Annotated in this window: 22 protein-coding genes; 12 read left to right on the top strand and 10 right to left on the bottom strand. The window is 62.0% G+C overall.

All coding sequences use genetic code 11. The annotated features are described in order from the left end of the window. Positions 1 to 158: 158 nt before the first annotated feature. From VGU25_01955 to VGU25_01970, 4 genes are all read left to right on the top strand, one after another. The gene (locus tag VGU25_01955) at positions 159 to 764 is read left to right on the top strand and encodes a hypothetical protein (GenBank protein ID HEV2575950.1); all 606 of its coding nucleotides are present in this window, start codon (positions 159 to 161) and stop codon (positions 762 to 764) included. A gap of 162 nt (positions 765 to 926) precedes the next feature. Next, positions 927 to 1,532 carry a hypothetical protein gene (locus VGU25_01960; GenBank protein HEV2575951.1) on the top strand — a complete coding sequence of 202 codons (606 nt, stop codon included), beginning with the start codon at positions 927 to 929 and terminating at the stop codon, positions 1,530 to 1,532. A gap of 38 nt (positions 1,533 to 1,570) precedes the next feature. Next, entirely contained in the window at positions 1,571 to 2,170 is a 600-nt protein-coding gene (gene pyrR, locus VGU25_01965; GenBank protein ID HEV2575952.1) for a bifunctional pyr operon transcriptional regulator/uracil phosphoribosyltransferase PyrR, read from the top strand. Between the two features lie 57 nt (positions 2,171 to 2,227). Continuing rightward, on the top strand, positions 2,228 to 3,550 hold the full coding sequence (locus VGU25_01970; GenBank protein HEV2575953.1) for an MFS transporter: 1,323 nt from the start codon (positions 2,228 to 2,230) through the stop codon (positions 3,548 to 3,550). Here the strand turns inward: VGU25_01970 and hemL are convergent. Together hemL and VGU25_01980 are read right to left on the bottom strand one after the other, a co-directional pair. Further along, positions 3,547 to 4,866, bottom strand: coding sequence for a glutamate-1-semialdehyde 2,1-aminomutase (gene hemL / locus VGU25_01975; GenBank protein HEV2575954.1), 1,320 nt, complete (start codon positions 4,864 to 4,866; stop codon positions 3,547 to 3,549). The two genes, VGU25_01970 and hemL, sit on opposite strands and share 4 nt — an antisense overlap. Before the next feature lie 39 nt (positions 4,867 to 4,905). Continuing rightward, positions 4,906 to 5,982 (bottom strand): site-2 protease family protein, encoded by a 1,077-nt coding sequence (locus VGU25_01980; protein ID HEV2575955.1) that lies wholly within the window; start codon positions 5,980 to 5,982, stop codon positions 4,906 to 4,908. 286 nt (positions 5,983 to 6,268) lie between these two features. On the opposite strand from VGU25_01980, the gene rpsU reads away from it, so the two are divergent. From rpsU to VGU25_01995, 3 genes are all read left to right on the top strand, one after another. Continuing rightward, positions 6,269 to 6,466 carry a 30S ribosomal protein S21 gene (gene rpsU, locus VGU25_01985; GenBank protein ID HEV2575956.1) on the top strand — a complete coding sequence of 66 codons (198 nt, stop codon included), beginning with the start codon at positions 6,269 to 6,271 and terminating at the stop codon, positions 6,464 to 6,466. Positions 6,467 to 6,742: 276 nt separating this feature from the next. Next, positions 6,743 to 7,252, top strand: coding sequence for a zinc-ribbon domain containing protein (locus VGU25_01990; protein HEV2575957.1), 510 nt, complete (start codon positions 6,743 to 6,745; stop codon positions 7,250 to 7,252). 40 nt (positions 7,253 to 7,292) lie between these two features. Continuing rightward, positions 7,293 to 8,288, top strand: a complete 996-nt coding sequence (locus tag VGU25_01995; protein HEV2575958.1) for an MBL fold metallo-hydrolase — start codon at positions 7,293 to 7,295, stop codon at positions 8,286 to 8,288. Between the two features lie 18 nt (positions 8,289 to 8,306). On the opposite strand, the gene VGU25_02000 is transcribed toward VGU25_01995, so the two are convergent. Together VGU25_02000 and VGU25_02005 are read right to left on the bottom strand one after the other, a co-directional pair. Beyond that, positions 8,307 to 8,714: a hypothetical protein gene (locus tag VGU25_02000; GenBank protein ID HEV2575959.1), complete on the bottom strand. Its 408-nt coding sequence runs from the start codon at positions 8,712 to 8,714 to the stop codon at positions 8,307 to 8,309. Positions 8,715 to 8,758: 44 nt separating this feature from the next. Continuing rightward, positions 8,759 to 9,127 (bottom strand): glycine zipper domain-containing protein, encoded by a 369-nt coding sequence (locus VGU25_02005; protein ID HEV2575960.1) that lies wholly within the window; start codon positions 9,125 to 9,127, stop codon positions 8,759 to 8,761. 111 nt (positions 9,128 to 9,238) lie between these two features. Here VGU25_02005 and VGU25_02010 point away from each other — a divergent pair, with 111 nt between their 5' ends. Further along, a complete protein-coding gene (locus tag VGU25_02010; GenBank protein HEV2575961.1) occupies positions 9,239 to 9,877 on the top strand; it encodes a flavin reductase family protein in 639 nt (212 codons plus the stop codon). Next, the gene (locus VGU25_02015; GenBank protein HEV2575962.1) at positions 9,807 to 10,229 is read left to right on the top strand and encodes a phospholipid carrier-dependent glycosyltransferase; all 423 of its coding nucleotides are present in this window, start codon (positions 9,807 to 9,809) and stop codon (positions 10,227 to 10,229) included. The genes VGU25_02010 and VGU25_02015 overlap by 71 nt, the downstream gene beginning before the upstream one ends. Before the next feature lie 6 nt (positions 10,230 to 10,235). Here the strand turns inward: VGU25_02015 and VGU25_02020 are convergent, their stop codons facing one another. The 5 genes from VGU25_02020 to VGU25_02040 form a co-directional block, all read right to left on the bottom strand. Then, on the bottom strand, positions 10,236 to 10,781 hold the full coding sequence (locus VGU25_02020; protein ID HEV2575963.1) for a DinB family protein: 546 nt from the start codon (positions 10,779 to 10,781) through the stop codon (positions 10,236 to 10,238). Positions 10,782 to 10,968: 187 nt separating this feature from the next. After that, positions 10,969 to 11,229 (bottom strand): 50S ribosomal protein L27, encoded by a 261-nt coding sequence (gene rpmA / locus VGU25_02025; GenBank protein HEV2575964.1) that lies wholly within the window; start codon positions 11,227 to 11,229, stop codon positions 10,969 to 10,971. 67 nt (positions 11,230 to 11,296) lie between these two features. Further along, a complete protein-coding gene (gene rplU, locus VGU25_02030; GenBank protein HEV2575965.1) occupies positions 11,297 to 11,623 on the bottom strand; it encodes a 50S ribosomal protein L21 in 327 nt (108 codons plus the stop codon). 231 nt (positions 11,624 to 11,854) lie between these two features. Continuing rightward, positions 11,855 to 12,244 carry an extradiol dioxygenase gene (locus VGU25_02035; protein HEV2575966.1) on the bottom strand — a complete coding sequence of 130 codons (390 nt, stop codon included), beginning with the start codon at positions 12,242 to 12,244 and terminating at the stop codon, positions 11,855 to 11,857. Positions 12,245 to 12,341: 97 nt separating this feature from the next. Continuing rightward, positions 12,342 to 15,740: a TonB-dependent receptor gene (locus VGU25_02040; protein ID HEV2575967.1), complete on the bottom strand. Its 3,399-nt coding sequence runs from the start codon at positions 15,738 to 15,740 to the stop codon at positions 12,342 to 12,344. A 386-nt stretch (positions 15,741 to 16,126) separates the two neighbouring features. On the opposite strand from VGU25_02040, the gene obgE reads away from it, so the two are divergent. The 3 genes from obgE to VGU25_02055 all read left to right on the top strand — a co-directional run bounded on the left by obgE (position 16,127) and on the right by VGU25_02055 (position 21,597). After that, positions 16,127 to 17,257 carry a GTPase ObgE gene (obgE, locus tag VGU25_02045; protein ID HEV2575968.1) on the top strand — a complete coding sequence of 377 codons (1,131 nt, stop codon included), beginning with the start codon at positions 16,127 to 16,129 and terminating at the stop codon, positions 17,255 to 17,257. 121 nt (positions 17,258 to 17,378) lie between these two features. Next, positions 17,379 to 17,960 (top strand): DNA-3-methyladenine glycosylase I, encoded by a 582-nt coding sequence (locus VGU25_02050; GenBank protein ID HEV2575969.1) that lies wholly within the window; start codon positions 17,379 to 17,381, stop codon positions 17,958 to 17,960. Between the two features lie 97 nt (positions 17,961 to 18,057). Next, on the top strand, positions 18,058 to 21,597 hold the full coding sequence (locus tag VGU25_02055) for an IPT/TIG domain-containing protein (protein ID HEV2575970.1): 3,540 nt from the start codon (positions 18,058 to 18,060) through the stop codon (positions 21,595 to 21,597). A gap of 167 nt (positions 21,598 to 21,764) precedes the next feature. On the opposite strand, the gene VGU25_02060 is transcribed toward VGU25_02055, so the two are convergent. Beyond that, positions 21,765 to 21,893: a hypothetical protein gene (locus VGU25_02060; protein HEV2575971.1), complete on the bottom strand. Its 129-nt coding sequence runs from the start codon at positions 21,891 to 21,893 to the stop codon at positions 21,765 to 21,767. Between the last annotated feature and the right edge of the window lie 184 nt (positions 21,894 to 22,077).

Consider the following 22,077-nt stretch of genomic DNA (forward strand, 5'->3'; position numbering starts at 1 on the left):
GCCAGCGAAAGACGCGCTCTTCGCCGCGACCTACCCGAATCTAACCACTCTGAAATCTTTCACCTTCGCCGCCGTTCGGGAACCCGCCGCCCGCACTCGGCGTATCCTTCCGGTGAGCCGGTGTGTCGCCCGGTCAAAGCTCTCTGCTGAGGTCCCCGATGAATGCGCTTCGATTGACTCTCTTCGCCGCAGCCTCGTGCATGCTTCTCGCCGGCTGCCGCGTCTCCAGCAACAAACACGCCAACGGAGACAACGTCCAGGTCAGCACTCCCTTCGGCTCAGTGCACGTGAAGACCGACAACGATGCCAACCTCGCCGGAATCGGCCTCACCACCTACCCCGGCGCCGTCCCCGTCAAGGACCACGACGGCAAGGACAAAGATGCCGCCGACATCAACCTCAACTTCGGCGACTTCCACCTCGGCGTCAAAGCCGCCTCCTTCCAGACCTCCGACTCTCCCGACAAGGTCGAGGCCTTCTACCGTAAAGACATGGCCCGCTACGGAGAGGTGCTGGAGTGCGAAGGGAACCAGACCGTCGGCCAGCCCACGCACACCGCGCAAGGACTCACATGCCGCGACAACGATCACGGCAGCCACAAATTCAAGGTCTCCAACGACGACAGCGATCACCCGGAACTCCGCGCCGGCTCGCCTGAGCATCAGCACATCGTAGGCATCGAGCCCAGGGATGGCGGCACGAAGATCGGCCTCGTCGCACTCGACCTGCCTGGTGGCCACCACGACTCCTCCGACAGCGAATAGCTCGCCTCCGTTGCGGCACGCGCACACCTCGCGTAGCCTCAAACTGTGCCCCCTCGCAATTGCCCCCGCTGTCACGCCGCGCTCCCACTGGAGCACGAGGGCGCACTGCTCTTCTGCCCCAACTGTGGCGCCCCGCAAATCAGAGTCTCCGAAGAGTTGCTCATGGAGGCACAAAAGCAGCGTGCCGTGCTCGACTCCGGACTCGCTGACGGCTTGCTCGGCAACGGGAATCCCGACGCTATCGCCTGGCCCGCCGCAATCCGCTACGCCGTGCTCGCCGGCGCTCTGGCCGCAGCACTCAACCTGCTCGCGCTCGCGGTTCCACCGGTCATTCTCCTCGCATGGTTCTGGGCGATCGGCGCTCCTGTCGTTGTTCTCGGCATATATAACTCGAAGATTCGGCCTTCGCGGTTGCGCGCCGGCTTCGGCGCGACACTTGGCCTGCTCTGCGGGCTCGCCATCACCTTTGGAATGTCCGTGATTAACGCGTCCGGCCTCGTCCTCGGCCGCTTCGTGTTCCACAATGGACCAGCCATAGACACCGCAGTAGCCGCCGCATTCGCGCAGTTTCGCACTACCGTCCAGCAGCAGGGTGGTCCCGCCCAGGCCTCGCTCCTCAACTGGCTCAACATTCCTGAAGACCGCCTCGGCCTGATTCTCATCACCTCCGCCGTGGCTCTTCTCATTTATCTCGGGCTCTCCGCTCTGGGTGGCGCCTTCGCCGCTCTGCTCCGCTCCCGCAGCGAGCCAAGAGACGCCACGCGCTGACCTGCTGCCTTGCCGCCTTGCTATCATCATCGTCAGCTATGAGCGAAACATCCACCCCCGCTTCGTCCAGCTCCGACGCCACACAGCCGCGCCTTCGTGAGAAGGGCCGCCTCATGTCCTCCTCCGAGATCGAGCGCACCCTCGTCCGTCTCGCGCATGAGATCGTCGAGCGCAACAACGGCGCCGCCAACATCGGTCTCGTGGGCATCAAGCGCCGCGGCGTTCCGCTTGCCCAACGCGTCGGCAAGCTCATCGAAACCATCGAGCGCCAGCCCGTCGACGTCGGCGTGCTCGACATCAGCTTCTACCGCGATGACCTCTCCACACGCGACGTCCGCCCCGTCGTCGAAAAAGGCGACATCGGCTTCGACATCGAAGGCCGCGACATCATCCTCATGGACGACGTCCTCTACACCGGCCGCACGATCCGCGCCGCACTCGACGCCCTCTTCGATCACGGCCGCCCCAAGAGCGTCCAGCTTCTCGTCCTCATCGACCGCGGCCACCGCGAGCTTCCCATCGAAGCACGATTCATCGGCCGCATCGTCCCCACCTCGCGCCGCGAGATTATCGAGGTCAAGCTCCGCGAGATCGACAACGACGAGCAGGTCTTGCTCGTCGAACTCGTCGAAGACTAACCAACGCCCCACAATTTGCTCTAAACTCTCTCCACACCCCTGCTGGAGATCTCGCGCATGAGCGCAGACGCCGTTGCCGCCGAGACACCGGAAGGTCTTCCCCTTCCCGCACCCAACGCACCCGAGCCCCTCAGCATGGGCGCGGTCCTGCGCATCGTCCCCCTGCGCCGCCTCTGGTACGCGCAGGTCGTCAGTGTCTTCGGCGACTTCCTCGCGCTCTACGCTGTCATGACCATCGTGACCTACAAGCTGCACGCCACACCGCAGCAGGTTACCGGCATCCAGATCGCGTACCTCGCACCCATCGCCGTCCTCGGGATTGTCAGCGGCGTCTTCGCCGATCGCTGGCCCGTCAAGGCCACCCTCGTCTCAAGCGACCTCACGCGCGCGGCACTCTGCCTTCTGCTTCTCCTGGTCCACTCCATCGCCGGCTTCTACGCCGTGCTCGCTTCCATAAGCGTTGTTTCGAGCTTCTTCTCGCCTGCGCAGGGCATTGCCCTTCGCTCCGCAGTCCCCTTCCACGGACTCCGCTCCGCCAATGCGCTCATGCAGCAGGTCATGTTCATCATGCGCATCATCGGCGGCCCCATCGCCGTCACCATCGTCACCGTGCTCGGCGTCAGGGTCTGCTACGTCGGCGACTCCATCAGCTTCATAGCGTCCGCATCTCTTATCGCCTCCATCGCGCTCAACATTCCGCGCAAGCGCGCGCAACAGCCATCCAGCGCCGTCGTCCCCAGCCAACCCACCGGAATACGCCGCATCATCGCCGACATGCGCGAGGGCACCAGCTTCATCCTTCACCACGCCGCACTTCTCTTCGTCGTCACCGCGCTCGCCGCCGGCATGTTTGCGCTGGGCTGCTTCGCTCCCATGATCGCCGTCTACGTGCGCGACAATCTGCACGCCTCACAGAAAATCTTCGGCGTCACCAGTGCAATGATCGGGCTCGGCCTTCTCGCCGGAATGAACATCCTCACGGCCGTCGCCAAAAGAGTGAAGCACACATCGCTCGTCTACTTCGGGCTCGGCGGCATGGCCGTCGGTACGTTCATCCTCGCCGCCATCCCGCATCTCGTCGCCACCATCCCCGCACTGATCCTTGTCGGGTTCGCCGCCGGCGGCATCATCGTGCCTTCCCAGACGCTCATTCAGGAAGAGACGCCGCACACCATGCTCGGCCGCGTCGGCTCAACGGTCATGTCGTTCGTTTTTTCTGCGCAGATCGCCGGCCTTCTGCTCAGCGGCGTGCTCGCCCAGCACACCAGCGTGCGCGGCGTCTTTCTGCTCAGCGGCATCCTTCTCGCCGTTCTCATGCTCGCCGGCAAACTCTGGATGGAACCCACTCATCCTCAACCTGCCGAAGCGGCCACCGTCTAGCGTTCTACTTCGCCGAGCGCCTCATTCGCCGCCGCCAGCACCATCTCCACCTCGCGCCTTCCAATCACCGCCGACACGAACGCTGCCTCGAACTGGCTCGGCGGCAGCCACACGCCGCGCTCCAGCATCGCACGATGAAAGCGCCCGAACATTGCAGTATCTGCCGCGCTCGCCGACTCGAAATCCCGCACCTCGCTCGGCGTAAAGAACCACGTGAACATGCTGCCCACACGGTTCGTCGTCAGCCCGATCCCCTTCTCCGCCGCAATCTTCGCCACACCATCGGCAATCGCCGCCGACGTTCTCTCCAGCGTCGGATAGATCTCCGTCTTGTACGCCAGCAGGTGCGCCAGCATCGCCACACCCGCGGCCATCGCCAGCGGATTCCCGCTCAGCGTTCCCGCCTGGTACACCGGCCCCAGCGGAGCAAGCTGTTCCATCACCTCCGCGCGCCCGCCAAACGCCGCTACAGGAAGTCCTCCACCCAAAATCTTCCCCAGCGTCGTCAAATCCGGCGCTCCGTTCTCGCCCAGATCCTCCGCAAACCGTTCCTGCGCTCCACCCGGCGCCAGCCGGAAGCCCGTCATCACCTCATCGAAGATCAGCAGCGCGCCGTGCTCGCGGGTCAGCCTTCGCAGTCCCGCAAGATATCCTGCCGCCGGCGGAATCGTGCCTGCATTCCCCACCACCGGCTCCACAATCACGCACGCAATCTGGTCCGGAAACGCCGCAAACGCCTCTTCAACGGCTTCGAGATCGTTGTACGGCAGCGCCAGCGTGTGCATCGCCGTCTCCGGAGGCACACCCGCAGATCCCGGAATCCCAAACGTCGCCACGCCGCTGCCCGCCTTCACCAGCAGCGCATCCGCATGTCCGTGATAGCAGCCCTCAAACTTGATTACGAACGGCCGACCCGTAAACCCGCGCGCCAGCCGGATCGCTGACATGCAGGCCTCCGTGCCGGAACTCACAAATCGCATCCGCTCCATCGACGGAAAGCATCGCTGCACTAACTCTGCTAGATCCGCCTCGCTCGGCGTGCTCGCGCCAAACGACGTCCCCCGCTCTGCCGCGCGTTTCACCGCATTCACCACCGGGGCAAACGCATGCCCCAGCAGCATCGGCCCCCACGACCCAAACAGATCCAGATACCGGTTCTTATCCGCGTCGTAGAGATACGCTCCCTCCGCACGCACCACCATCGGCGGATCGCCGCCCACAGCCCGAAACGCGCGTACTGGCGAGTCCACCCCGCCTGGCAGATACCGGTTCGCGCGATGATTCAATGCAATAGAGCGAATCTTCTCAAGCGGCATGCTGCGACAGTATACGGGTTACTTAAGAATTCGCTTTCGTTACCGAAGTCCGCGACCCGTAAAAGGCACCGGTGTGCGAAGCAGCAGGAATCCCAGCGCCAGAATCAACCCCAGGAAATACACCATCGTCGCGGTATGCGGCTTCTCGGGCTCATCGTTCGTGAAGCACCGCCACAGCATCCCCAGCCCCACAAACAGGAACACCCACTGGATGAACGCTCCAGTGAATCCCGTGTTCATCTCTTTGTTGACCGTCAGGCCGAAGAAGATGAAGCACGTCAGCGCAATCAGCCCACGCTGCACGCGCCCCAGCGCATACGTCGCTTGCGCTCCATCCAGACCCAGCAGCGGAACCATGTTGAACAGATTGATCCACGCCCCGACATTCGCCAGCACCACGAACAGCTCACTCGTCCGGCCCTGTGTCCCCCACGCGATCGCCAGACAAGCCAGTGCCGCCGCCAGCCCATACATCGGTCCGGCCAGCGCAATCGCCGCCAGCTGATCAACCGAGACACCTTGGTTGTACCAGCGCACATACGCGCCCAGCCCCGGAAAGAACACCGGCAGGTCCGCCTTTAGCCCGCGCCGCTTTACCGCCACGAAATGCCCCATCTCGTGAACGAAGAGGCAAACCGTAAACCCCAGCGCGAACTTCCATCCGAACAGCGCCCAGTAAATTCCGAAGAAGCCCAGAATCCCGAGCAGGAACTTCAGCTTGAACAGCAGGAAGATCGCCGTCTTAATCTTGATCAGAAACAGCGCAATCGGAGCGAACGGTCCCAGCCGCTTCGTCCACTTCGCCTTGCGGTCCTCTTCCGCGCGCATCCTGCTGTCGATCTGCGCAATGTGCTGCTGTATTCCCGCGGCCTGCTCCGCATTTTCCGGCAGCCACTTCAGCGTCGACCGCCAGCGCTCGCGCGCCTCCGCCCACTTCCCCTGTTGCTCAAACTGCTGCGCGGTCCCCGCCAGTTCACGCAGATACAGGCCATAGGTCAGCGTGTTGCAATCCGGACACGCGAGCGTCCCGTCCGGAAGCCAGTGACTGCAACTTGGGCAGCTATGGATCTCCGGTGGCGGTGCGGGTTCGGCAGAAAACGTTGTTGCGGTCGACATCAAAGTGGGTACCAGTTCCATTCTATGAGACTCGGCGCCGGAGGATCTGTCGCGCTCTCTCCAGCTGCATGGATTCAGAGCCCAAAATCCAACCCGCCTGCGCACTTCTCGCGGGAATCGATTGCGAGCAATAAATCGTGCAAAATTTTGCAGGGAAATCGTTTAGTTTCATTACTTCGATCACACCCAACTCATCGTGCTCCGAAGCGAATATTTTTGTGGAAATGTGTTTCAAATGACGTATTCTTAAGACTCGCCAGATGGGCAGGTTTGGAGGTGTAGTTCAGTGGCAGAGGTTCGTGTGCAGGAAGGCGAGCCCCTTGAGAATGCCCTGCGCCGGTTTAAGCGCAAGGTGCAGACGGAAGACATCATCAAGGAGGTCAAGCGCCACTCCTTCTACCTGAAGCCCGGCGAAAAGCGCCGCGTCAAGGAAGCTCTAGCTCGTAAACGGAATCGAAAGAAAGTCCGTAAAGAACAGGACTAAATCGCCCGTAAGGAGCAGGATTAGTGACGAAGTCCGGATCAGTGTTCTGCTGATCCCAACAAAACTCGCAGCGAACGGGGCGTGCAATTCGGCGCCCCGTCGCCGCAATAACCTGGAGAGCCGCCCCAGTTCCTGCGGCATCCTCATGATCAAGTCGACGGGCTCCGAAGTGAAAATTCGTACTTAGGCTTGAACACGCGTCCTGGGGATCTCAACCCTTTGAGTCTGGACCTCTGGTAACGTTTCAGCCTTATCCCGCAAGATGGGAGAAGGCGCATGGAATTCACGGACCGTATCCTGAAGTGCTCCGACTGTGGCAACGAGTTCGTCTTTACCGCAGGTGAGCAACTCTTCTTCTACGACAAGCAGTTCAAAAACGACCCCAAGCGATGCAAGCTCTGCAAGGCCAAGCGTGCCGGCCTTGGGCGCTCTGCCAATGCCACCGGGGCCGTAACCCTTCCGCTCTCACGCACCGAAACCCGAACGAAATGCTCGGCTTGCGGCGTTGAGACCACGGTGCCGTTCAAGCCCACCCAGGGCCGCCCCGTGCTCTGTCGCTCCTGCTTCCAGCTCAAACGAGTCCCATCAGGTGTCGCTGCCGTTGCGCAAATGGACTCGGCTGCCACGCAGGTCGCCAACGCCATGGAACAGGTGCTGCCATCCGCGGATGGCGTCGAGACCTCAGCCTCGGCCATGGAGCTGATCACCCAGGCCCCCGCTGCCGTCATCGCCGAGAACTCCGACGCTCCGCTCGCTGCTGTCGCCGCCGAAGCCGCACAGGCATGACCAACGCTGCTCACCCATCAGGCTCGTGTAGCCTGATGCGGTGAAGTACGTCCCGCATCCAGCAGCCCAGCCCACCGACAACAGCCTCATCCGCGCCCGCCACACCCTCGGCGATCTCAGCCTCACCATCTGCACCGACGGCACCTTCCTGCTCGATGGCGGAGCCATGTTCGGCGTCGTCCCCAAACCTCTCTGGAGCCGCCGCGCCCCAGCCGACGATCAGAACCGCATCCTTCTCGGCCTTAACGCCCTAGTAATACGATTCCCCGGCTCAGCGCGCATGCCGTCCGCCCTCGTCGTAATCGAGACCGGCCTCGGAAACAAGCTCTCACCCAAAATGCGCGAAATCCACGCCAACCAGGAGCTTCTCCCCGCCTCCCTCGCCGCCGCCGGCATCCGCCCCGAAGAGGTGACCCACGTCCTCAACACCCACCTGCACTTCGACCATTGCGGCTGGAACACCACCCTCCACCCCGACGGCTCCGTCACCCCCACCTTCCCCAACGCGCGCTACTTCTTCGCCGCCGGTGAGCTCGCCCACGGGCGCCTCCAGCACGACCGCGACCGCGTCAGCTATCTCTCCCCCAACTACGACCCACTCCTCGCCTCCGGCCAACTCACCCTGCTCGACCCGCACGGCCTCGGTGGCTTCACCCCAGACGACCAACGCCTTCGCAACCCCGAGGCACCAAATCTCCCACTCCCCACGATCCAAACATCGCCCGAAATCCTTCCCGGCCTCACGGTCGAGCCCTTCCCCGGTCACACCTCCAGCATGCTCGCCGTCCATATCACCTCAGGCGATGAACACGCCGTCTACACCGGCGACCTCTTCCCCACGCACAACCACCTCGACCCGACCTGGGTTATGGGCTACGATCTCGACCCCATCCGCTGCATCGACGAGCGCAAGCGCCTCCTCGCCCGCGCCATCCCCGAGCGATGGCTCCTGATCTTCCCCCACGACCACCAGCTCCCCGCAACCCACGTTACCCTCAACGACAAAGGCCGCCCCATAGCCGAGGCGGCCCTCTAGTCCCTACTCCAGGCAGCGTCAGCTCTTCGTCGCCACCTGTTGCACTGCCTTGTCCACCACCACATACAGAAGCTGGTCGTGGTCCGCTTTGGCGCCTTCCTTCACCAGTTGTCCAAAGCGCTTACCCGTCTCTTCTGAATCTGGCAACGTCAAGCCGCGCTTCTGCGCCGAAATCTGCGCGAGTTGCGTGACCATCTCAAAGAACGTCGCCTCATTCCGTCCGCTCAGCAACCACGCATCGTGCACGGACGAGGTAATCAACTGATCAGTCGTCCATGTAGGCGCCGGCTGCGTAGTCGTCGTCGTCGACCGTGTCTCTGTCGTCGACGTCTGGGTATTCGCCGGTGCAGCCTGCGCAAATCCGCTGCTCCCCGCCGCCATTCCACCCGCCAGTAACGCTATTGCCACCACTCGCATCGTCTTCATCGCGTCGTCCTTTCGTTCTCGCAAATCTGCTGTAAACCTAGCCATCAGTACCGGCGTTCGCGGTTATCCTGCGCATGCTCGCCGAGAATCGCGCCGACTCCCGCACCCGCCGCGCCGCCGATGATGGCGCCCTTGGCGCTTCCGGTGAACAGCGCTCCCAGCGCCGCTCCACCCGCGCCGCCAATCAGCGCTCCCTTGCCCGGCCCTATCCCGCCCTGGTGATACCGCCGGTCGTAGTCGTCATAGCGTCGATCGTGTCCGTAGTAATCGCCGCCCCTTCCGCCTTCATAAGCTCCGTTGTAAAACCGCTGATGGTCTCCGCGGTGGTAGTCCCTATACTGCTGTCCGTGCCCGCACGACGGAACCGCTGCCAACAAAGGTACGCACAGCACAGCCGCCATCAATTTCCGCATAAGCCTGCTCTCTTTCCCGCGCATGCATGCACACTGCGCGTAAGCCACTCGGTTAGATGCTCCCAGCGCCCAATCAAGCCCCTTTGGAATACTCTTCCTCTAGACCATCGCATGCCAGATACCTTCTCCCACTTCGACCTCGCCGCCATGCCCAAGCCCGACGCCTACAAGCTCCTGGCTTCGGTCATCATGCCGCGTCCCATCGCCTGGGTCGTCTCGCGCGACCCAGCCGGCACCCTCAATGCCGCGCCCTTCTCCTTCTTCAACATCCTCTCCGCCGACCCGCCACTCGTCGCCATCAGCTTCTCCGCCGCACCCGACCGCGAAGGCAAGGACACGCTGGCCAACATCCGCGCTCATAACGATTTCGTCATCAACATGGTCCCCGAAGAGCTCGCGCCCGAGATGAACATCACCGCCACCAACGCGCCGCGCGGCACCGACGAAACCCGCCTCGCCGGCCTCGATCTCGCACCTTCCACCCTCATCGATGTCCCGCGCATCGCCGCCTCGCCCGTCGGCTTCGAGTGCCGTCTCTTCCAGCTCATCGAACCCGGCGGTTCCAGCATCATCGCCCTCGCGCGCATCCTCTACGCGCACGTCCGCACCGACGCCTTCGCCAACCTCGAGCGCCTCTACATCGACCCCCACAAACTCCGCCTCATCGGCCGCATGCACGGTGCCGGCGGCTACTGCCGCACCACCGACATCTTCACCATCGACCGCAAATCGTGGCCTCTCGACGAATAGCCCCAAAGTAGACGGCCGCGAGCTCCTCTATCGCAACGGTCCTTCCAACGGCGGCCGCTACAGCGCCAACACCCTCATCTTCCGCGCCCGCCTCCTTGCCTCCATCTTCGGCATCATCGCCACTCTGCTCGTCTTCCTCGGCACAACCGAGATGTTCTCGCTCACTGCCGGCCTCATCGCGCTCATCCTCTTCTGCTTCGAACCTAACCTCCTCGCGCACGGCGCCTACGTCACCACCGACATGGCCGCAGCCTGCACCATCTTCGCAACCATCTACGCCTTCTGGCGATGGCACGACACCCTCGCCGACAAGCTCCCCGGCAAAGCAGACTCACGCAAACGTCTCGACTAGCGGCGGCTACGCGCCGTGCCCCTCGCACACCATCACGCCCATGTACTTGCGCCACGGCCCCACCGCCTCGCGATACTGACGCGCCATCACCCGTGAAATCTGGTGCAGATGATTCAGATCGTGCGCCGCCCACGTCGCCATCAACTGCGCGAGCGTCACCTCACCCAGTGCCGGATGCCTACCGCGCATCGCCATCTGCTCCGCGCTCAAATTCCACTCGCGCACTGTCGCGAGATTCTCTCTCCGCAGTCGCGCAAAATCATCCAACACTTCGCCCATCGACTTCGACTGGCTCTCACGAATCCCACCCCAGCGATCGAATGGCGGCAGCTCCCGCACCTCGCCATCCTTCGATTCCAGAATCGTCCGCGCCCGCGGCACCCAATCGGTCTTCTCGCAGTTGATCAGGTGTACGACGACATCGAACGCACTCCACGTCCCCTCACCCTCGTTCGTGCGCGTCCACTCCTCCGGCAACCCACGCAGCAGCGCGGCCAACACCGCCGGCGTCCGCTCCAAAACGGCTATCGTCCTCTGCAGCGTCTGGTCCATGACGTACTCATCTCCGGAACACCATCCTAAAGCGCTCTCGCCCTCTTTCCCGCGCACCCCATCGCCGTAGCGTCCCTTAGCGTTCCCTTCGCGCCCTTTGCGTCAGAGTCTTTCCTCCCGCGCAACTACGCCCAAACGCACGAAAGCCCCGCCGAAGCGGGGCTTTCAATCCTTATAACGAACGAACTTACTGCGCGACCGGCTCGATCGACACGAACCGCCCATGCTGGCCGCGATTCTGAAACTTCACGATGCCATCGATCTTCGCAAACAGCGTGTCATCGCTTCCGCGCCCGACGTTCTTGCCCGGCTTCAGCGGTGTTCCACGCTGCCGCACCAGGATCGATCCGCCCGTCACCGTCTCGCCGCCAAAGCGCTTCACGCCCAGCCGCTGCGCGTTTGAATCGCGCCCATTCTTACTGCTTCCAAGACCTTTTTTATGTGCCATCGCTCTGCCTCATCGTGAGACCGCCGGAGCATCCGCTCCCGATCTCTGATCTCTCTTCTCTGATCTCTTACTTCTCAGCCTTGAAGCTCTTCCCATTCACCTGAATCTCGTTGATCTTCACCTCAACGAAACTCTGGCGGTGGCCCTGCAGCTTCTTGTACTGCTTCTTCCGCTTGTAGTGGAAGACCAGGATCTTCTCGCCGCGGCCTTCGCCCACGACCTCGGCCAGCACCTTCGCGCCGCCCAGCTCCTGCTCAAACTTGCCCTCTTCGCCGCTCACCGCCAGCACGTCCGAGAACTCGAGCGTCCCATTGTGCTCGCTCTTCTCAATCCTCAGCGTGTCGCCGGGAGCTACGCGGTACTGCTTGCCGCCGGTACGAATGACTGCGTACATAACTTCAACCTCTCGCGGGCCACGCACACGCGTCACCCAGAAAATCTCGCTCGATAAGCCTGTATCAGGAAGCGTTTGCCACGCCAGCTCCGGGCCGTGCTGCCAACCCTTCAGAATCTTCAGGTTGCGTCCACGCCGGAACAGCCTCAGCAGCCAGCCATCCCCTCAAAAGACAGGAAGCCCAGCCACTTCGCCGAACTTATTGAGTTTACCCCAGAATCCCGCCCGGAATCAACTGCCGCCCCGTCCCACCGCCGTCGCATGTCGCGGCTGATACATCCCCAACTCACCTCCGCCCGGCAGCGGCACACTCGTCACCGACCCCCACCGTTCCTCTCTCACCTCTCCGCACCGAACACCCTTCCCCTCCAGCGCCCGAATCTCCGCCGGCAGATCGTGGCACATCAGGTACAGCTCGTGCCTCCCATTCGCCTCCGCCGGATGCACCGCAACCTCCGCCGGTGGCAGCGCCAGGATCAGCCATCCGTGCCCCGCGTCGACCGCCGCAAATCCCAGTACATCTCGCAGAAACGCCCGGTCCGCCTCCGCATCCCTGCTGTAAACCACCACGTGCGCTCCGAAGACCATGCTTCCCGCGCCTCCCTCGCGCGCGGACCCCACTCCTACACACGAAATCCTGCGCTGAAAATCGCCTCCTCCGCAAGCAGAAAGGGCGGCAGCCGAAGCCACCGCCCTCTCAGGTTGATCGGCCTTCCTCTTAGAACGAGAGGCGCGCCGAGATCTGGATCTCGCGCGGCGTAAACGTAAAGCCGCTCGAGTTGATGCTGGTCGGAACACCAAACGTCGTCGGCTGATAAGCCGCCGTGCTGGTCAGCGCCCCGGTGTCGTTGAAGATGTACGCCGTGCTGCCGATTCCGCCGACGTTCTCATGGTTGGCCACGTTGAACAAGTCCGCGCGAAGCTGCAGGCTGTAACGCTCCGTGAACGGAATCCCCTTCACCACACGGATGTCATCCACGATCGGCCGCTTGTTCTTCAACGTATTGCGTCCAATGCCGAACCCCGGCAAAACATTGCTGGGAATGAACGACTGTCCTCCCGCCCCATTCAGACTGCCCGAGAGAATCGCGTTATTCGAGTTGTAGCCGCTCAGCGAGACCGAGTACGGCAGACCGCTCTGCATCTGGAAGTCGTCGTTGATCGACCACTGATTTGCAATGTACTTCGCCCAGTTTCCACCCTTCAGGTTCGGGAAGTTGTAAAGCGCGTACGCCACAAACCGGTTCGGCACGTTGTAGTTTGAGTTCCCGTAGTTGGTCCGCATCGACCCATACGGATCGTAGACGTCGTTGCCACCACCCTGCGTCAGCGCGTTCTGGGCATAATCCAGAGCGTGCGACCAGGTGTAGTTTGCATCCGCCTCCAACCCATGCAGGTTGCGCGTCTTCACTTCCCATACCAGCGCGTTGTAGCTCGAGTTCACGTTGCTCACTGCTTCCGTGATCGCCTGGAACTTCGTCGCCTGCGGTCCAAACAGCGCCGTGTTTCCATACCCCGTGTACGTCGGGATCTGGACCGACGTGCCGTTTGGAATCGGACCGCCGCCAGTGAAGGTAATCGTCGCCAGCGAGGTCGTCGGGTTCAGGTTCAGGTCGATGAAGTTCGGCAGCTCGCGTCCCAGCCCGCCCAGGTAGCTCACGCTCAGCACCGCGCTCTGTCCCAGGTCCTGCTGCAGAATCAGGTCGAACTCATGCACCTGCGGATTCTGGAAGTTGTTCGCAAAGAAGTACACGCTCGGAGCCGCCGGCGCTGATCCGCTGGTCGTGCTCAGTGCCGGGAACGTCGGTGCCCCCGCCGTCGTCGGCTTGAAGGTTGTCGTGTACTGGCCCAGCGGGCTGCCCGTGTTCAGGAAGATATTTTCAATCGTCCCGTTCAGCACGCGCCCGTAGTAGATGCCGTATCCTCCGCGCAGAACCGACTTGCCATTACCGAACAGGTCATACGCGAAGCCAAGCCGCGGTCCAAAGTTGTTCTTGTCGCTCGGACGGTTCGTCACACCCGGAAACGGTGTGTACGATCCGCTGGCCACGGTCAGCGTGCTGCTCGGGTTCGGCAGCGCCTCGTAGTCCCAGCGCACGCCCAGCTCAACGGTCAACCGCGGCGTCAGCTTCCAGTCGTCCTGCGCAAACACACCGTAGTCCGTCGTGAAGATGTCGAACAGCGGATTGCCGTAACCCTGGAAGTACGACGTGTAGCAGGGCAGGCTGCCGACCGCCGAGCTCACCGCTCCGGTCTTGGAGTTGTAGCTTGCAACCTGCGGCGCACCCGTAGCGCAGCCGGCGTTCGCCAGGTGGTTCTGTTCCGCGTAAACATCCGCGAAGTAGTTGCCGATGTACGAGTAGCTGTAATCGCCGTTCGACTCGTACGTGTTATTCAGCAGGTCATAGTTGTGCAGCACGTCAACACCGGCCTTGAACGTGTGGTTCCCCTTCACCCAGTACGCCGTGTCGAACACCTGCCACTTGCGCTCATCAGGATATGCAAGACGGTAGGAGTAGTAAGGCGACCCCAGGTTGAACCCGCTCGAAGTCGCCAGGTTCACATAGTTGATATTGCCGTTGCTCACCAGGTTCTGCTGCGTGTACGGCGTCAGCGGCTGCTGCGTCTCGTAATCGAGCTCGCGGCTGTACTGATATCCCAGCTCGTTCGAGATCTTGTTCGTGATCTGGCTGTCCAGTCTCGCCACACCGTAGTCCAGCTTCACAAAGTCATTGCCGAACGCATCACGCGAGTACGTCGCCGTCGCCGACGTCTGCACGCCGCCCGGCGAATCCCAGCGCAACCGGTGATACAGCAGCGACACGCGGTTCTTCGAATTGATCTGGAAGTCCAGCTTCGGCGTGTTGATCTCCTGATCGCCGATACGCGGCACGTTGCCCAGCGTTCCCGCCACGCTCGCCAGCTGCGATGCATAGGTTGACGATCCCGCCGCGTAGCTCCCCAGCTTCAGGCGCGCCGCCAGCACGCAGGCCATCTCGTTCTGCGTGTTCGTGCTCACCGTCGGGCTCGCCAGCGTTCCCGTGTAGAGCAACCCTGTATTCAGATCGCAGGTTTCGCCCGTCGCCAGATTCGTCTCCGGTAGCGTGAAGAACGTCGTCGGGTTTGCAGGACGTCCAACGCCAGGAAAGAGATGGTGGTGCTGGTCGTAGGTGTAGTACCAGAACAGCCGGTCCTTGATCAGAGATCCGCCCGCCGAGAAGCCCCAGATCTTGCGCAGGTCCTTCGGCTTCAGCGGAACATTCGAGTAGGTTCCCGTCGTCGGGTTCAGCACCGCGTTCGTGACCAGTGGCGTGTACGCCGCCCAGTTGCTCTCGCGGTCATAGAAGTACGCCTCGCCGTGCAACTGGTTGCCGCCGCTCTTCGTCACCGAGTTGATCACGCCGCCGGCTGCGCGTCCGAACTCCGCCGGAAACACGCCCGTATTCACCGAGAACTCGCGCACCGCGTCCTCAGAGGTCGAGTACGCCTCACGTGTTCTGCCGCGCTCTTCTGAGAAGAACGCCTGGTTGTCATCCGCGCCGTCAATCAGCACGTTGTTCATCAGCGGGCTCACACCGCGGATCGAAACCAGTCCATAGCCGTTCGAATCCGACACCACGCCCGGCGTCATCATCGCCAGGCTCGACCACCGGCGGTTGTTCGCCGGCAGGTTCGTAATCGCCGCGGTCGGCACGTTGCTCGAGAACTGCGGCGACTCGAAGTTCAGCTCCGGCGTCACCGCCGTCACTTCCACCGTTTGCGTCTCGCCGCCCAGCGCCAGATGTGGACGCAGTTCCGTCGACTGGCTCACCTGAACAACCACATGGTCCTGCACGAATGCGCTGAACCCGGTCGCGTTGACCGTCACCTTGTATTCGCCCGGCTGCAACAGCGGAGCGTTGAAGTATCCCTTATCGTCTGCGGTCAGCGTCGTGTCGGCGTTCGTCGCGTCGTTGTGCACCACGACCGTCGCCTTCGGCACTACCGCACCCGTCGCATCTTCCACGGTTCCGGTAATCGCGCCCTGCGTCTGCGTCTGTGCGAGCGCCGCGCCTGCCGTAAGTAAAAATGCGGAACAGAGCAGGCTCAGCCTGCTCAGCGTCATATTGCGTCTCATACCGTCTCCTAAAAGTTCGCCGTTTCGGTCAGCTCTGTGAAAGCTACGGAGCTTTGACCGGGGCACCTGTACTCGCCCTGGCTCGTCAATCGTTTGCGTCCCGGCGCAATGCCTTTTCCACGTCCGGGCGCAGTTTGGCTTTCGATGGCTGCAAGTGTAGCAACGCCGCATACACCTGAACATTAAAAAATGACGACAAATCCATCTTCGTCGCCCCAAATCGCCGGTTATGTCCCTCCTAATCCACAGTTTGTCTCCTCCGTTACCAAAACAGCACTTTTCAACTCTTCAGGGCCGCCGAAGCCGCCCACTCTTCCCTCCGCTAAACTCATGGTTGAGTCTGACCAACAGCCTCAGAATCAATCGCCTGAGGACCAGCACCCCCGATGTTCATCGACGAAGCACACATCCGAATCAAAGCCGGCGACGGCGGCAATGGCTGCATGGCCTTCCGCCGCGAAAAGTTCGTCCCCCGAGGCGGCCCCTCCGGTGGCGACGGTGGCCACGGCGGCGACATCCTCATGCGCTCCTCGCTCTCCCACAACACCCTCATCCACTTCCGCTACAACCCCGAGTGGAAGTCCCAGCGCGGCGGCCACGGCCTCGGCTCCAACATGTCCGGCACCACCGGCGAGCCCACCGTCCTCAACGTCCCCGTCGGCACCCTGCTCTACGACGAAGACACCGGCGAGCTGATCCACGACTTCACCCGTCCCAACGAAGAGATCGTCATCGCCCGCGGCGGCCGCGGCGGTCGCGGCAACCAGCACTTCGCCACCAGCACGCACCAGGCCCCGCGCGAGCACGAGCTCGGCCGCCCCGGCGAAGCCCGCAACTACCGCCTCGAGCTCCGTCTCCTCGCCGACGCCGGCCTCGTCGGCTTCCCCAACGTCGGCAAATCCACGCTCATCTCGCGCCTCTCCGCCGCCCGCCCCAAAATCGCCAACTACGCCTTCACTACCCTCGAGCCCAACCTCGGCGTCGTCCAGGTCGGCGACCCGCCCTACGAGCAATCCTTCACCGTCGCCGACATGCCCGGCCTCATCGAAGGCGCCAGCCAGGGCGCCGGTCTCGGAACCCAGTTCCTCCGCCACATCGAACGCACCAGCGTCCTGGTCCATCTCGTCGACGTCTCCGATGCCTCGGATGCCATCGAAGGCAGCGCGCGCCCCGACCCCGTCGAGGACTTCAAGACCATCACCGCCGAGCTCAAAGCCTTCGACCCCGCCCTCGCCGCCAAGCCCACCATCCTCGTCGCCACCAAAGCCGACGTCGCCAACCCTGACAAGCTCAAAAGGCTGAAAGCCTTCGCCACTCGCCGTAAGCTGCCCTTCTACACCATCAGCGCCGTTACCGGCGAAGGCATCGACAAGCTGAAATACGCCATCGCCGAAGCCGTCGCGCAGCACCGCACCCACGAGCCCTATACCGAGCCCGAACCTGCGATCTACAAGGCCCCCAAGCCCAAGCCGGCCTACCCACCTCCGCTCCCCTCCGCGAAAGCGCACCGCCGCTGAGCGCCATCGCTCGGCATCTTCAACTATGCCGTGGCGAACCTTCGCGCTCCTTTGCGTCCTTTGCGTCAAAGCACCTTGCTCTAAACTGCCAGCAGACTTTGCAGTCCACAGAAACGTCTCCGTGCACGACAGTCCCGCCAAAACCCGCTGCGCCTGGGTCCGCGCCGACGACCCACTCATGCTCGCCTACCACGACCGCGAATGGGGCGTCCCCGTCCACGACGACCGCACCCACTTCGAGTTCCTCATCCTCGAAGGCGCCCAGGCCGGCCTCAGCTGGACCACCATCCTCCGCAAACGCGAAAACTACCGCCGCGCCTTCGCCGACTTCGACCCCGAAAAGGTCGCGCGCTTCACCCCCTCGCGCATCGAAAAACTCATCCTCGATCCCGGCATCATCCGCAACCGCCTCAAGATCGAATCCGCCGTGCGCAACGCCCGCGCCTTCCTCAAAGTCCAGCAAGAATTCGGCACCTTCGACACCTATTGCTGGCGCTTCGTCGACGGCAAGCCAAAACTCAACCACTGGAAGTCCACCCAACAGATCCCCGCGACTTCCCCCGAGTCCGACGCCTTCAGCAAGGACCTCAAGCAGCGCGGCTTCAACTTCGTTGGCTCAACCATCCTCTACGCCCACATGCAGGCCGTCGGCATGATCAACGACCACCTCACCACCTGCTTCCGCTACCCCAAACTCCGTTAGCCCTCCGCGTAACGTGACCTCAGCGACAACTCAGTGGAGCTTTGTTCTTTGCCCGGGCGTCCGCATCCGGTAGAGTACCCGAGACACTCGGCCACCTATGATGACGCGACGGACCCTTCCCTCTGCCAGCCTCCGGGCTCTGCAGTACCTTCTTGCTGCAATCACTTTCGCTTTCATCTCAGGTTGCTCTGGCGGCTCAGGGGGTGGCACCACATCGCGTGCGCCCGCGCCTATCGTCGCGAACGTATCGCCGACAACTGTCCCGGTCGGCTCCTCTGGCTTCACCCTCGCCGTCACCGGTAGCAACTTTCAGTCACAGGCAGTCGTCAACTGGAACTCCACCGCGCTCGCGACCACCTACAACAGCGCCAGCTCGCTCAATGCCGCAGTCCCCGCAACTCTCGCCGCCACCGGCATCGTCGCCAACATCACTGTCTCCAACCCAGACGGCCAGGCATCCACTTCCAACGCCGGATCCACGCAGGTCTCTGTCGACAACCCTGCGCCGACTCTCACCGCCGTCAGCCCCACCGCACTCTACGCCGGCGCCGGCGACACCACCTTCACCCTCACCGGCACAAACTTCAACTCCTCCTCTGTGGTCATGGCCGGGACCACCGCGCTCACGACCACCTTCGTCAACGGCACCCAGCTCACTGCCGTCGTTCCCGCCGCCACGCTCGCTCCGGTCGGCACCCTGAGCCTCTCGGTCAGCAATCCAACGCCCGGCGGCGGCGCCTCGCAAGCCGTCTCCGTCACACTCAAACAGCCGGCTGCCAAGCTTAGCTCGCTCTCGCCGGCGTCCGCCCTCGTCGGTTCTCCCTCACCCGTTACCGTGACCATCTCCGGCAGCTACTTCACATCCTCCGACGTCGTAATTCTGAACTCCTTGGTAGCGCCGACGACATACGTCTCGGCAACCTCCCTTCAGTTCACCATCTCACCGCAATACTTCACCAGCACCGGCAATCTCAACATCTACGTCCGCGACCCCATATCGGGGTTCAACTCGAACAGCCTCACATTTCAGGTCGTCAATCCGGTTCCAGTACTCAACAGCATCTCGCCCGGTACGGTCACTGCCGGTGCACCTAACTTCGTCCTCACGCTCACTGGAACCAACTTCGTTCAATCCGCCACAGTCCTCGTTAATGGCGTGCAGGCATCGCAAGCTTCCTATCCCACCGCCACCAGCGCTGCCGTCTTCGTTCCCGCCAGCGCCGTCTCCAGCGTCGGCAATGTGAGCGTCACCATCGCCAACCCCACTCCCGGCGGCGGCACCTCCACCGCTCAAACTCTCCACGTCATCAGCGCAGACAACCGCGTCCGCACCGTCAATCTCACCGCTAACGATCTCGGTTGGGACTCAGCTCACAACCTGCTCGTTGCTTCAAGCGGCTGGTCCGTTACGAACACCCCCAACAACCTTGTCACCATCGACCCACTCCAAGGCACAATCGTTACCACGCAACCCCTGCCCAGTTCGCCAGCGGGTATTACCGTCACCGACGACGGCAGCTATGTCTACGTCACTCTCCCATCCACCGGACAGGTCGAGCGCTTCACCCTTCCTTCGCTCACGCCCGATATCACCTTCTCGCTTGGCAACGATTCGAACGGCAAGTTCTACTTGTCAAATCACGTCGTCGCCGCACCGGGACATCCGCATACCGTCGCGGTCACTCGCCACTCCAGCACCACAAGTGTGTATGGCTCGATCGGCGGCGTTGTCGTCTATGACGACGGCGTACCGCGCCCCAACATTGCCTACCCGGGCGCCTATCCCAACTATTACGACGACATAATCTGGGGCGCCGACGCTACCACGCTTTACGGCACGAACCCCGAAATCTCTCCTCAAGGAGATAAAGACACCTTCGCTGTCGACGCGAACGGCGTAACTTTGCTCTCCAATCAGCCGGACGTTTTGGACGCGTCCCAACACCTTGCCTTCGATACAAAAACCGCTAACCTGATCGACGGCGATGGTCTCGTCGCGAGTGCCGCTACGGGTCAGCAGGTCGGCCGATTCCAATCAAGGGGTTCTGGGGGACCGCTCAGCGATCAACCCTTTGCGCTCGACCTCACTCAGCGAAAGGCGTTCTTCCTGACGAGTTCCTCTCTAAGCGGCTCAACTCAAATCTCTATCTCGGCGTTTGATCTCGATCATCTCAGCTACCTCAACTCGATGGCTGTCTACGGACTCGGCTATGGCTCCGCAATGGTGCGTTGGGGATCAAGCGGGCTTGCGATCGCCGGCTCGCAGATCTACATCATCGACGGCTCATTCGTTGCCTCTACCGGCATCTCCTCTGCCGTCGGTGGCTACTTGGCGCCATCGCCCACACTCACCTCGCTCAGTCCCGCCGCTGTAACTGCGGGCAGCCCCGACGTTCAGGTCACCTTGACGGGCCGCGACTTCACGCAGGCGTCCGAAGTCACCTGGAACAATCAAACGCTTCTCATCAACTCCGTCTCCGACACTCAACTCGTCGTCACGATCCCGGCGGCATCGCTCGCCAGTGCGGCCGCCAGTGGAATAAGCGTCACCAACGGGCCAGGCACCGGCAGTTCCGGTTCGCTCGCCTTCACCGTGCTCCCGAATCTCGGTACGACCGCGCAAATCAGCGTGCTCGACATCTCCGGTCAGGACCTCGTCTGGGATAACACGCACAACTTGCTCTACGTCGCAGTCCCATCCAACGATCCCGTCTACGCCAACAGCATCGCCGTCATCGACCCGAGCAAGTCCGCCCTTCAACAGACCGTCCCCGTCGCACAGGGTCCAAGCTCTATCGCCATCTCCGACGACGACCAGTATCTCTACTCCGGTTTCTTTGATCAGGCAATCATTCAGCGCTACACGTTGCCATCCTTCGCGCTGGATCTAACCTTCCCATCAGGTGGCCACGCCCCTTCGAACCTGGTAGGTCTCAGCGAGACCTGCACATTTGCAGTCAGCCTCAAAGTCGCTCCCGGCAAACCACAGACCATCGCGGTCGGCGAGGGTTGTCCCAACGGATTAGAGGCGTCAGCTGGTTTCGATATCTACGACAACGCCACCCCGAGACCTGGCTACTTCACCTCCCAGGCCTTCATCACCAGCTTCGCCTGGGGCGCAGATGCCACAACCCTCTACGGTCAATCCGAAATCTTCGAACCACAGACCCTCGATGGATTTTCCGTCTCACCCTCCGGCGTCACTCTCACAGGACAGTTGAACACCGGCGGCCTCGGCCTTCACCTCCACTACGACTCCGGCACCGGTCTGCTCTACAGCGATTCCGGCGTAATCACGAATCCCGCTGGTCCCGCACAGGTCGCAAAACTCGCCGCAGGGTCGGGTGATCTTCTGGTGCCCGACGACACGCTCAAACGGATCTTTATCCTCACCAATACCAGCGGTAACAGCGGGTCAGGACAAGGCGCCATCAGCTACACGCTCAACGTCTACGACCTCAACACCTACGCTCTGCTCAACTCCATTACCATCCCCGATGTCCTCGGCGCTCCTATGCAAATGGCGCGCTGGGGCAGCAATGGCATCGTGTTCGTCACGACCGGCACCAACTACACAACCGTATCCCCCGGAACGCTCTACATCCTCCAAGGCAGCGCTATCTCAGGCACGCCATAGACTTACTCGGCATCGACTTGACAAACTCTCACTTGAAACAGGAACACGAATGCCCGGCACCCGCCGGGCATTCCCATTTTCGGACACACCCCGACACCTCAGGTGCGCCCCTAAGTTCTCTTCTTTGAGGATTTTGCGCAATTTATTGGGGGAGGGGGGACCCTGCCTTACCCGCCCAGAAGCGGATGCCAGAAGTCGATCCCCAGCATGCACGCGACGCCAAACGCAATCACCAGCCAATACCAGTAACGGTCCACCCAAGCAATCAAACCTGTCTTCTCGTGCTGCGACGTCATGCTCTCAACTCCTTGCCACAAATCCTAACCGAGTCCACCCTATCTCGCACACCCACCTCGCGCAAGGGTATCTCGTAATCCATAGATAGCTCTCAAAAACCGGAAGGTTTCTCAGCCCCGCGGACCCGCCAACTTCCCTGTTTTCAACAACTATTCGCTTTGGCTTCTCAATTGCACGAAAGCT

Source organism: Acidobacteriaceae bacterium (genome assembly GCA_035944135.1).
Classification (GTDB): Bacteria; Acidobacteriota; Terriglobia; order Terriglobales; family Acidobacteriaceae; genus Granulicella.